12 protein-coding genes and 1 pseudogene are annotated in these 10794 nt (G+C 65.4%); 7 read left to right on the plus strand and 6 right to left on the minus strand.

Annotated features, from left to right (window positions below):
• The first annotated feature begins 113 nt into the window (after nt 1-113).
• Complete coding sequence (locus F6S12_RS26815) at nt 114-1301, plus strand: low temperature requirement protein A (protein ID WP_015634542.1); 1188 nt, start codon at nt 114-116, stop codon at nt 1299-1301.
• A gap of 82 nt (nt 1302-1383) precedes the next feature.
• Nucleotides 1384-1749, plus strand: coding sequence for a 5-carboxymethyl-2-hydroxymuconate Delta-isomerase (locus F6S12_RS26820; RefSeq protein ID WP_041116521.1), 366 nt, complete (start codon nt 1384-1386; stop codon nt 1747-1749).
• Between the two features lie 3 nt (nt 1750-1752).
• Here the strand turns inward: F6S12_RS26820 and F6S12_RS26825 are convergent, their stop codons facing one another.
• From F6S12_RS26825 to F6S12_RS26845, 5 genes are all read right to left on the minus strand, one after another.
• Nucleotides 1753-2691, minus strand: coding sequence for a LysR family transcriptional regulator (locus F6S12_RS26825; RefSeq protein ID WP_053149589.1), 939 nt, complete (start codon nt 2689-2691; stop codon nt 1753-1755).
• 180 nt (nt 2692-2871) lie between these two features.
• Nucleotides 2872-3780, minus strand: coding sequence for a DMT family transporter (locus F6S12_RS26830; protein ID WP_019093309.1), 909 nt, complete (start codon nt 3778-3780; stop codon nt 2872-2874).
• Nucleotides 3781-3796: 16 nt separating this feature from the next.
• A complete protein-coding gene (locus F6S12_RS26835; RefSeq protein ID WP_053149591.1) occupies nt 3797-4981 on the minus strand; it encodes a cyanate transporter in 1185 nt (394 codons plus the stop codon).
• A 208-nt stretch (nt 4982-5189) separates the two neighbouring features.
• Nucleotides 5190-5660: a cyanase gene (gene cynS / locus F6S12_RS26840; protein WP_011059828.1), complete on the minus strand. Its 471-nt coding sequence runs from the start codon at nt 5658-5660 to the stop codon at nt 5190-5192.
• 36 nt (nt 5661-5696) lie between these two features.
• Nucleotides 5697-6356: a carbonic anhydrase gene (locus tag F6S12_RS26845; protein WP_011059829.1), complete on the minus strand. Its 660-nt coding sequence runs from the start codon at nt 6354-6356 to the stop codon at nt 5697-5699.
• Nucleotides 6357-6465: 109 nt separating this feature from the next.
• Between F6S12_RS26845 and cynR the strand changes: the two genes are divergently transcribed.
• Nucleotides 6466-7356, plus strand: a complete 891-nt coding sequence (gene cynR, locus F6S12_RS26850; protein WP_011059830.1) for a transcriptional regulator CynR — start codon at nt 6466-6468, stop codon at nt 7354-7356.
• Here cynR and F6S12_RS26855 read toward each other — a convergent pair.
• Nucleotides 7329-8117 carry a transporter substrate-binding domain-containing protein gene (locus tag F6S12_RS26855; RefSeq protein ID WP_011059831.1) on the minus strand — a complete coding sequence of 263 codons (789 nt, stop codon included), beginning with the start codon at nt 8115-8117 and terminating at the stop codon, nt 7329-7331. The genes cynR and F6S12_RS26855 overlap by 28 nt on opposite strands.
• A 163-nt stretch (nt 8118-8280) precedes the next feature.
• On the opposite strand from F6S12_RS26855, the gene F6S12_RS26860 reads away from it, so the two are divergent.
• The 4 genes and pseudogenes from F6S12_RS26860 to F6S12_RS26875 all read left to right on the plus strand — a co-directional run.
• A complete protein-coding gene (locus F6S12_RS26860) occupies nt 8281-8943 on the plus strand; it encodes a class I SAM-dependent methyltransferase (protein ID WP_072443303.1) in 663 nt (220 codons plus the stop codon).
• A 122-nt stretch (nt 8944-9065) separates the two neighbouring features.
• Nucleotides 9066-10199 carry a ribonuclease D gene (gene rnd, locus F6S12_RS26865; RefSeq protein WP_011059833.1) on the plus strand — a complete coding sequence of 378 codons (1134 nt, stop codon included), beginning with the start codon at nt 9066-9068 and terminating at the stop codon, nt 10197-10199.
• Nucleotides 10196-10489, plus strand: a complete 294-nt coding sequence (locus F6S12_RS26870) for a YcgL domain-containing protein (protein WP_011059834.1) — start codon at nt 10196-10198, stop codon at nt 10487-10489. The genes rnd and F6S12_RS26870 overlap by 4 nt, the downstream gene beginning before the upstream one ends.
• A gap of 120 nt (nt 10490-10609) precedes the next feature.
• Nucleotides 10610-10794: pseudogene (locus tag F6S12_RS26875) on the plus strand (D-2-hydroxyacid dehydrogenase); the annotation flags it as partial.

Raw genomic sequence — 10794 nt, forward strand, 5'->3', positions numbered from 1 at the left:
TCGCAGCCTGCGGCAGCGGCGCAGTGAACGGAGGCCGCCAGCTTGGCATAGGCACAGGGGGCTGCTTTGCTGTGTGGATCGTCTGTTGAAACATTGATCGGTGGAGTGTGCCCATGAGTCGTTCCCGTTCCCTGTTGCGTGGGCGTGGCAGCCACGACAGCGGCAAGGTTGGCATGGTCGAGCTGTTCTTCGACCTGGTGTTCGTGTTTGCCGTGACCCAACTGTCCCACTCCCTGCTGGCTCATCTGTCCCTGGGCGGAGCGCTGCAGGTGGCGTTGCTGATGGTGGCGGTGTGGTGGGTGTGGATCTTCACCTCGTGGATCACCAACTGGCTGGACCCGGAAGCCCTGCCGATCCGCCTCGGCCTGTTCGTGCTGATGGTGGCCGGGTTGCTGCTGTCCTCGTCGATTCCCCAGGCCTTCGGCGAGCGTGGGCTGCTGTTCGCCGGCGCCTATGTGTTCATGCAGGTGGGGCGCACCGCCTATTCGCTGTGGGCGGTGCGCGGCGAGCCGCTGAACATGACCCGCAACTTCCAGCGGATCCTCTTGTGGCTGATGTTCTCGGGCGTTTTCTGGATCACCGGTGGCCTGCTCGAAGGCCCGCAGCGCCTGGCGTGCTGGGGGCTGGCCCTGGCCATCGAGGTGCTGTCGCCGTCGCTGTATTTCTGGGTGCCGGGGCTCGGCCGCTCGACCCTGGAAGACTGGAATGTCGAAGGCAACCACATGGCCGAGCGCTGCGCTCTGTTCGTGATCATCGCCCTGGGTGAATCCCTGCTGGTCACCGGCGCCACCTTCGCCGAGCTGGCCACCAGTGCCGAAGGGGTACTGGCTTTCGTGGTGGCGGTGCTGGGCAGCATTGCCATGTGGTGGGTGTATTTCGACAGCGGCGCCGAGCGTGCCCACCACCGCATCGCCCACTCCAGCGACCCGGGGCGCCAGGCGCGTATTGCCTACACCTACCTGCATGTGCTGATCGTCGCCGGGATCATCGTCAGTGCGGTGGCCGACGAACTGGTGCTGGTGCACCCGCAGCATGCCAGCCAGGCCGCGGTGCTGGTGATCGTCGGCGGCCCCTGGCTGTTCCTGCTCGGTTGCGCGCTGTTCAAGTGGGTGATGAACGAGCGGCCGTTGCCGCCGCTGTCGCACCTGGCCGGGCTCGCGGCCTTGCTGCTGTTGTTGCCCGCGGCCTGGAACCAGTGGTTTTCCGCCCTGGCGCTGGGCAGCCTGACCACCCTGGTGATGCTGCTGGTGGCGGCCTGGGAAACCCTGGCCCTGCGGGAAAGGGCGGCGTCCAGGCAATGAGGCTAACGGCTACTGCGGCGGCGTGGGGCGGGTTGTGTAGTATGGAGCGCCTTTTTACCCCTGACTGACCGGGAGCTTTGCCATGCCGCACCTGCATATGGAATACACCGCCAACCTGCCGCAACTGGACGTCGACAAGGCGCTGCTGCGACTCAATCATGGGCTGGTGGCGTCCGGGCAGTTCTCCGACGAGTTCGACATCAAGAGCCGCGCAGTCAAGGTGGAAGCGTTTCGGGTCGGCACCGGGATTGGCGAGCGCGGCTTTGTCCACGTCAAGCTGGCCTTGCTCAGCGGCCGTTCGCCAGAGGTCAAGAAGCAGTTGTCCGAGGGCCTGCTGGCGGTGTTGCAGGATCTGGCGCCATGGCCGGCGGATGTCCAGGTGCAACTGTGCGTGGAGATCGTCGATATCGACCGCGCGTCCTACAGCAAGGCCGCCGTCGGCCGCTGAGGATCAGGCCAGCCCCTGCTCGGCGCAGACCTTGACTATCTGTTCACGGAACCAGGTCTGCGCGCTGTCCTGATCGGTGTGCTGGCTCCACTGCATGTCCAGGCTGAATCCCGGCAGGCCGCTGGGGGCCTCGCAATGGTTGAACACTGCCTCGTTGGCCAGCAGTGCCTGGATGCGCCGGGGCAGGGTGAGGAGGAAGTCGGTGCCGGTGATCATCTTCAGCGCTGCACTGTAGCTGTTGGAGCGGGCGACGATCTGCCGCTTGTGGGCCTGGCGCGCCAGCCAGCCGTCCACCATGTTGCTGTCCGACGTCCAGGGCGTGGGAAACACGTGCCGCCGCTCGACGAACGACTGCAGGCTGAAGCGCGGTTCCCTGGGCGGGGTCGCACGCTTGTCGAAGACACACACCAGGTCGTCCTCCAGCAGCATCTGCGATTTGAAGTCGGCGTGGCCGCGATGGAAGTCGGGCCCGAAACAGATCACCAGGTCGACGCTGCCATCGCGCAGGTCCTCGGCGGGAATATCACTTTCCAGCTTCTGCACGTTGACTGTCACCGGCAGGTCGGCGTAGTCGAAGCCCTTGAGCAGGCGCGGCAGGATCAGCAGCTCGAAGTATTCCGGGGCACAGAGGTTGAAGGTCACGGCCTGGCGGCTCGGGTCGAAGGCCGGCACACCGCTGTGGCACAGGTTGATGCTCTCCAGGATCCTCAGCACGTGGTTGTACATGCTGGTGGCCTTGTAGGTCGGGCGCATGCCGGTGCGGGTGTTGATGAACAGTTCGTCCTCGAAGCCGTTGCGCAGTTTCTTCAGGCAGTAGCTGACGGTCGACTGGCTGACGCAGAGGGTTTCCGAAACCCCGGTGACACTGCTTTGCTCGTACACCGCGATAAAGACCATGAGGTCCTGCATGTCGAGTTTTCTGAGCACATTGCTGATGAGCATCCGTTCCATCCCGCTGAGCACCTGGCGCCGGTGGCGCGCAAACCGGATCGATGCTAGCGGAACGATCGTCCTAATTAAATGCCCGGGGCGGGGATTCGCGGACAGCATCGGGACATAAATGTCCGATAACACGACCTGCGCAGTTTCGCGCACTGCAATGGTGCTTGTCCCGGGGAAATTTCAGGCCGCCGCGGCTGTCGGGCGGCTGCCGCGCACCAGGCCGAGCATGCCCAGGGCCACCAGCAGGGCGCCGAGCATTTCTGTCAACTGTGGCCCCTGGCCCAGCCACAACCAGTGGAACAGCGTGAGGAACAGGGTGCTCAGGTAGATGTAGGAAATCACCGTGGACGGGGCGATGACGCCGATGGCCCGATGCAGCAGCCAGAAGGTTGCCAGGGTGGCGAACAGCGCCAGGTACAGCAGCCACAGCAGGTCGTTGCCGCGCAGTAGCGCGGCACTGCGCCAGCCGCCACTGGCCAGGCTGGCGACAAACAGGAACAGCGATCCGAACAGCATGTTCCAGAAGGTCATGGCCGCCGGGCTGCGCCCTTGCAGGCTGCCGGCCTTGAAGCGCTGGCTCAGCGGCGAGTAGGCGGCCATGGCCAGGCAGCCCAGGGCGTAGATACCCATGGCGTACAGCGACGGCAATTGCCCTGGCGCGCCGCCCTTGAGGATCAGCAGCAGCGCCCCGGCCCCCGCCACCAGCATCGGCAGCAGGCGGCGCCGCTGGCCGCTTCCAGGCAGCAGCCAGGCTTCGAACACCAGGGTCAGGAGCGGCACCAGGGTGAACAGGGTCCCGGTGTTGACCGCCGAGGTATAGCGCAGGGCTTCGAACAGCGAACCGAAATACAGCGCCAGCAGCAGGCCCAGCAGCCCATGGGCGCGCAAGCCGGCCAGGGTCATGGGCGCCGAACCCTTGAGCCACAACAGAGGTACGAACATCAGCGCCGAGAACAACAGGCGCAGGGCGGTCAGCAGTACCGGGTCGATGGCCTGGCTGACCTCGGCGGCGGCAAAGAACGAAGCGGCAATCAGCACCGCCCACAGCAGCATGCCAAGGTTGGCCTGGGTGAAGTTCGCCGGGTTCATGATGGCCTCCCCCGGCTCAGCGGATGTGCTGGCGGTAATGCTTCGGATCGAAGCGCAGCGCCATGAGGATCATCACCAGCATCACCGCGGCCAGTGACCACCAGGCCCACTCGAAGCTGCCCAGCTGGTCGCGGATCATGCCCGCCAGCAACGGCGACAGCCCGGCAATCAGGTAGCCGATGCCCTGCACGAAAGCGGTCAGGCCACCGGCGCGGCGCGGGTCGCTGAGGTGGTCCAGGGAGACGATCAGGCTCATGGGAAACAGCCCGCCGATTCCCAGGCCCAGCAGGCACGGCCACAGCAGGCTGAGGTGTTTGGGGCTGAGGATCAGGCCGCAGAAGCCGGCGATGATCAGTACCAGCAGGGCCACCAGCACCAGGCGCCGATCCTGGCTGCGGTTGGCGATGGCCGGGGTGACCAGCCCGGAAATCACCTCCATGGCGGTGAGAAAGCCCAGCAACAGGCCCGCGTTCTGCTCGCTCCAGCCGTTCTCCACGTAGTAGGGCGCCAGCCATGCCAGCACGCAGGTGTAGGAAGCGGTGCCGAGGCCGAAGAACACCGCCAGCAGCCAGGCCCGGCGATTACCGGCAAAGGACTCCCGTGCTCCACCTTTGCCCGGCAGCCTGGGCAGGGCCGTGCGCTGGGCGTACCAGAACACCAGGGCCAGCAGCGCCAGGGCGGCCCAGATCGCCAGGGCCAGGCGCCAACTGCCACTGTGGTTCATCACCAGGGGCGAGAACGACGCGGCCAGCGCTGCACCGCCCATGATCGAGGTGACGTACAGGCCCATGAACAACGAGACATTGTCGGCAAAGCGCGACTTGATCAGCGCCGGCAGCAGTGCCTGGATCAGGGCGATGCCGATGCCGGCCAGCACCGCGCTGAGAATCAGCTCGGCTGCCGAATCCATGAACAGCCGCGAGACCGTGGCCAGGCCGATGACCAGCAGCGACAGGACCACAGTGCGGTGCTCGCCCAGGCGCTGGCTGATGCCCATGCCGAAGAACATCGCCAGGCCCATGGCCATGACCGGCAGCATGGTCAGCAGCGAAGCCAGACTGAAGCTCAAGGGGATATCGCCACGAATGCCCGACAGCAGCGGGCCGACGGCGGCCATCGACGGACGCAGATTGAGCGCCACCAGAATCACACTGACCATCAGCCAGAGTGCGGGGCGGGAAGTTGCACGAACGTTTTCCATGGTCGGACCTTCAACAAACAAGGATCCGATTAGGCGGCTCGGTCTGGAGTGGGGGCAAATCAGAAAGTCCGCGGTGTTATTTAAAAACTAAATAACACCGCGGACCTGTAGCCGCTGCCGCAGGCCGCGATCCGGGCCGCAGGGCCGCAAACCGGACGATACGCACGCCCGGCAGGCACCTACCGCTGGAGCAACCTGCAACCCGGGATCAGAACGGCTTGGTCGGCAGGTACTTGCCGTCCAGGGTGATTACCGCGCGGGAACCGCCTTCCGGATCTTCGACCTTCTTGATGTCCAGCTTGAAGTTGATGGCGCTGATGATGCCGTCGCCGAACTGCTCGTGGACCAGGGCCTTGAGGGTCGAACCGTAGACCTGGAGCATTTCATAGAAGCGATACACGGTCGGGTCGGTGGGGATGCCGCCGGCGATGCTGCCGCGCAGGGGAATGCTCTGCAGCAGGCGGCTGGCGTCCTGGTCCAGGCCCAGCTTGTCGCACACCAGGTCGGCGGCGGTGGCCGGCAGGGCGTGCTGGCCCAGCAGGGCGGCGGTGACGAAGGCCAGGCTCAGCCCGGTGCCGTCGGTGAGGTCCTGCCACGACAGGTTCTTGCGCGCCTTGGCGTCGATGATGGTGTCGGCCAGGGCCAGGCGTGGAGCTTGGGCGAATTGGGATTGCAGCATGGGGTGACTCCTCTTGAGTGACGAAACGGGGGCTGCTCAGGCAGCGCTGGAAGCTTGGCTGGCCAGGGCACAGGTGTGCGGGTACTCGGCCAGGGAGACGAAACGCTGGGTGTTGCCGTCGAGGGCGACGATGGCGCCGCTCTCGATGTCATAGACCCAGCCATGCAGGTTGAGCCGGCCCTGCTCCAGGGCCAGGGCCACCGAAGGATGAGTCTTGAGGTTGGCCAGTTGGGCGATCACGTTGTCGCGCACCAGGGCGTCCAGGTGCTCGGCGGGCGAGGCGTGCTGGCGGGCGGCATTGATCACCTTGGCCGACTCGGCATGGCGCAGCCAGTTGGCCACGGCGGGCAGGTGGTCGAGGCACTTGCAGGTGGAAATGGCGGTCATCGCGCCGCAGTCGGAGTGGCCGCAGATGACGATGTCGCTCACCCCCAGCACTGCCACCGCGTATTCCACGGTGGCCGATACGCCGCCCGGCTCGGGGCCGTAGCTGGGCACGATGTTGCCGGCGTTGCGGATCACGAACAGGTCGCCGGGCTCTTGCTGGGTCAGCAGTTCGGGCACCACCCGGCTGTCGGAGCAGGTGACGAACAGGGTGCCGGGGTTCTGGGTGCTGGCCAGTTGCTTGAACAGTTCACTGCGTTGGGGAAAGGCTTCGCGCTGGAACTTGAGGAAGCCGTCGATGATGTTCTGCATGGGGTTCTCCTTGCGTCGCTGATGGGGCAAGGATGGAAGTTTTCAGCTATAGCGTCCAAGACCGGCTTATTATGCTTTCCATAATTACAGCCTATAGTTGGAATTCCCCATGCTGTTGCGTCATATCCGTTACCTGCTGGCCGTGGCCGAGCATTGCAACTTCACCCGGGCTGCCGAGGCGCTGCATGTGTCCCAGCCGACCCTGTCGCAACAGATCAAGCAGTTGGAGGAGGGCCTGGGGGCGCCGCTGTTCGACCGTTCCGGGCGCAGCGTGCGCCTCACCGATGCCGGCCAGGCCTATGTCGCCTATGCCCGCCGCGCCCTGCAGGACCTGGAGGCGGCCAGGCGGGCGATCCACGATGTGCAGGACCTGAGCCGCGGCTCGCTGCGCCTGGCACTGACCCCGACCTTTACCGCCTACCTGGCCGGGCCCTTGCTCAGCCGCTTTTACCGGCAGCACCCGGGAATCGGCCTGAGCATCGAGGAAATGACCCAGGACCGCCTGGAAGCGGCCCTGGCCGAAGACCGCCTGGACCTGGGTATCGCCTTCGCCGGCGAGCACCTGGCGGAGATCGAGAGTCAGGCGCTGTTCATCGAGACCCTGAGCCTGATGGTCGGCCCGCAGTATCCGCAGCCCGAGCGCCTGCCCCTGAGTGCCGAGGCCCTGGGCCGCCAGCCCCTGGTGCTGCTCAGCGCCGACTTCGCCACCCGCCGGCACATCGACCTGTATTGCCGGCAGCAGGGCATTGCCCCGCCGATCGCCGCCGAGGCCAATTCGGTCAGTGCGATTGTCGAGATGGTCCGGCGCGGGCAACTGGCGACCATCCTGCCCAGCTCCATTGCCCGGGAGCAGCCGGGGCTGCGCACCCTGGCCTTGCAGTCACCACCGGCGCCGCGCAGCGTGGTGCTGCTGGGGCGCAAGGGCGCCTATCGCAGCGCCGCCTGCCAGGCTTTCCGGCAGTTGCTGCTGGATCAGGACGAGGGCGCGGCCAGCCACTGATTGACCACCCGGTCGTAGGCGCCGGTGGCCTTGCTCAGGTGCAGCCATTGGTCGACGTAGCTTTTCCAGGCCACATCGTCCCGAGGCAGGAGAAAGGCCTTCTCGCTGTATTGCAGATAGCGCTCGGGGTTGACTGCGCACAGCCCCGGCTTGTGCCGTTGCTGGAAGCGCGCCTCCGAGGCGTCGGTGATCATCACGTCGGCGCGGTGGGTCAGCAACTGATCGAAGATCGTCACGTTGTCGGCGAACAGGGTCAGGCTGGCCTTGGGCAGGTGGGCCCGGGCGAAGATTTCGTTGGTGCCGCCCGGTGGCTCGATCAGGCGCACCTCGGGCTGGTTGATCTGTTCCAGGGTCTGGTAGCGCTTGAGATCCTGGCAGCGCACCAGGGGGATCTTGCCGTCGATGCCCAGGGGCTGGCTGAAGAAGGCTTTTTTCTGCCGCTCCAGTGACACCGAAATACCGCCGACGGCGATGTCGCACTGTTGGCTCTGGAAGTCCGCCATCAGGCCTTTCCAGGTGGTGTTGACCCACTTCACCCGCACCCCGAGGCTCTCGGCCAGGGATTCGGCCAGGCTGATGTCGATGCCTTCGTAGTGGCCGTCGTCGCGCAGGTAGCTGTAGGGCTTGTAGTCGCCGGTGGTGCAGACCGTCAGGTGGCCGCGCTCGATCACCTGGTCCAGGTGCGAGGAGGGCTCCTGGGCGAAGCTCAGGGCTGGGGCGCTGAGGCCCAGCAGGGTACACAACAGCAGGCGCGGGAGCATGGAATCGTTCCTTGAGGGGCAGGGGGGCGGAGCATTATTGGCGCCAGCCGCCGACCAGGCAAGGCAAGTACCGGTGCCGGAAGGCGATGCGGGCTTTCGACCTTTTTTTCACGAATGGCACGTTAACCTGTGGCCCCTGGATTCCAAAAAGAGTTCGCCGTTCATGTCGTCCCATCCCCCACCGTCCATCGAACTGGAGTTCGCTCGGCGCTACGACCAGGAGCACGCGCGCGTCTGCCGCGAGCCCCGGCCAGCCGGGATTGGCGCGCGCCTGGCCGCCTGGCGCACGGCACGCCTGGTGCGTCACGCCCTGAAGGAAGCCGGCGAGCCGGGGCTGATCCTGGATGTGGCCTGCGGCGCCGGGCGCTACTGGCCGGTGCTGGGCGAGCACGGCAACCGGGTGATTCTGGCGGCGGACCCTTCCCAGGACATGTTGAACCATGCCCAGACCCACCACCCGGCCAGCCTGCTGAAACGGGTCAAGACCTTTCACAGTTCGGCGTTCAATATCGGCCTGTCGGCCAATGCGGTGGACTGCATCATCTGCATGCAACTCTTTGCCCACGTGACCCGGGGCGAGGATCGCCTGGCCTTGCTGCGCGAGTTCTACCGGGTCAGCCGGGACACGGTGATCCTGGCCACGCGGATCGAACCGCTGTTGCAGATCGCCCGACCCGCTTCTGCCAGCTCCGGCATGCTGCCGCTGGCCAGCAAGGTGCAGCTGGAAGCGGAGTTCCGCGAAGCCGGTTTTGAAGTGCTCGACCATCGGGACCTGCTGCCCGGTTGGGCGCCTTCGCGGGTCTATGTGCTGAGAAAACAGGGTTAGCCCAGAGTCTCGGACTATTCTTGCCCTCCGGCAGATGGTTTCTCACTTGCTCTTGTCGGGTGAATGCTCGGAAATCGCCGGAGGCGATATATACTGCGCGCCATTCTTCAAGGGAGAGCCGTGTGGCCATCGATATACATTGGATTCGCGACAACGATAGCCTCGGTCAGCTTTGCGCCCAGTGGCAGCAGTTGCCATTCGTCGCCCTCGACACCGAATTCATGCGGGTCGACACTTTCTATCCCATTGCCGCCCTGTTGCAGATTGGCGATGGGCAGCGCGCCTACCTGATTGACCCTTTGACCATCGACAACTGGCAGCCACTGGCGGCCCTGCTGGAGAATCCGGCAGTGGTCAAGGTGGTGCACGCCTGCAGCGAGGACCTTGAAGTCCTGCTGCGCCTGACTGGCAGCCTGCCGGCGCCGTTGTTCGACACGCAACTGGCGGCCGCCTACCTGAACCTGGGTTTCTCCATGGGCTATTCGCGCCTGGTGCAGGAAGTCCTGGGCATCGACCTGCCCAAGGGCGAGACCCGTTCCGACTGGCTGCAGCGCCCGCTGTCGGAAACCCAGGTCAGCTACGCCGCCGAAGACGCCGTGCACCTGGCCCAGGTGTTCACCGAACTGCGGCCCAGGTTGTCCGAGGACAAGTACCGCTGGGTGCTGGAAGACGGCGCCGAGCTGGTGGCCAACCTGCGCCGCGAAGTGGACCCCTACGAGGTCTACCGCGAAGCCAAGCTGGCCTGGAAACTGTCCCGCGCCCAGCTGGCGGTCTTGCGTGAGCTGTGTGCCTGGCGCGAGCGCGAGGCCCGTGCCCGCAACCTGCCGCGCAACCGTATCGTGCGCGAGCATGCCCTGTGGCCCCTGGCCAAGACCCAGCCGGACAACCTGTCGGCGCTGGCCAAGATCGAAGACATGCACCCGCGTACCGTGCGCCAGGACGGCGAGTTCCTCCTCGACCTGATCAAGCGCACCGCCAGCGTCGGCCCGGATCAATGGCCGCCGGCCGTGCCCGAACCCCTGCCGATCGAAGCCGCGGCCCTGCTCAAGCGCCTCAAGGCCGTGGGCCAGGCCCAGGCCGAGCGCCTGGGGATCGCCCCGGAAGTGATGCTGCGCAAGAAAACCCTGGAGAGCCTGCTCAAGAGCGGCTTCCCCAACGGGCCTTACCAATTGCCTGATTCGCTGCGTGGCTGGCGCCGCGAATTGATGGGCCAGGCGCTGCTGGACAGCCTGGCCACCGCCGGAGAACAGCCTTGAAACGTATCTGCTCCATCTACAAAAGCCCGCGCAAGAACGAGATGTACCTCTACGTGCTCAAAAGCGAGGCTCTGGAACGCGTGCCGGAAAACCTGCTGCTGGCTTTCGGCAAGCCGCAACATGCCTTCGACCTGGTGCTGAGCCCGGAGCGCAAGCTGTCCCGCGAGGACATCCACCAGGTGCTGGAAAACCTCGACAAGCAGGGCTACCACCTGCAGATGCCACCGGCAGAAGACGAGTACATCGAGCACTTGCCCGAAGAGCTGCTGCGTCGCAATGATCCGGTCTGACCTGTAGGCGCCCGGTCCCGGGCGTCCTTGTAAGTGCAACTGACTGACCTGGCAGCCGCCTTGATCGATGGAGCGATTCTCCGTCGGCGGCTGCCTGCACCGTTTTTTAAGGTTTGAGCCATGCGCGTTCTGATTGCCGAACACGATCACGCTGTTTATGCCCGCCTGTTGCGTCAGGCGGCCCCGGAGCTGGAAGTGCTGACCAGTGGCGACTCCGCCGAGCTGGCACGGTTGGCGGCGGATTGTCCGGTCTGGCTGGGGCAGCCGGACCTGCTGGCCACCCTGCTGCGCCAGGGGCACCAGCC

Source organism: Pseudomonas sp. JV245A, from assembly GCF_032424515.1.
In the GTDB taxonomy this organism is placed as follows: Bacteria; Pseudomonadota; Gammaproteobacteria; order Pseudomonadales; family Pseudomonadaceae; genus Aquipseudomonas; species Aquipseudomonas protegens.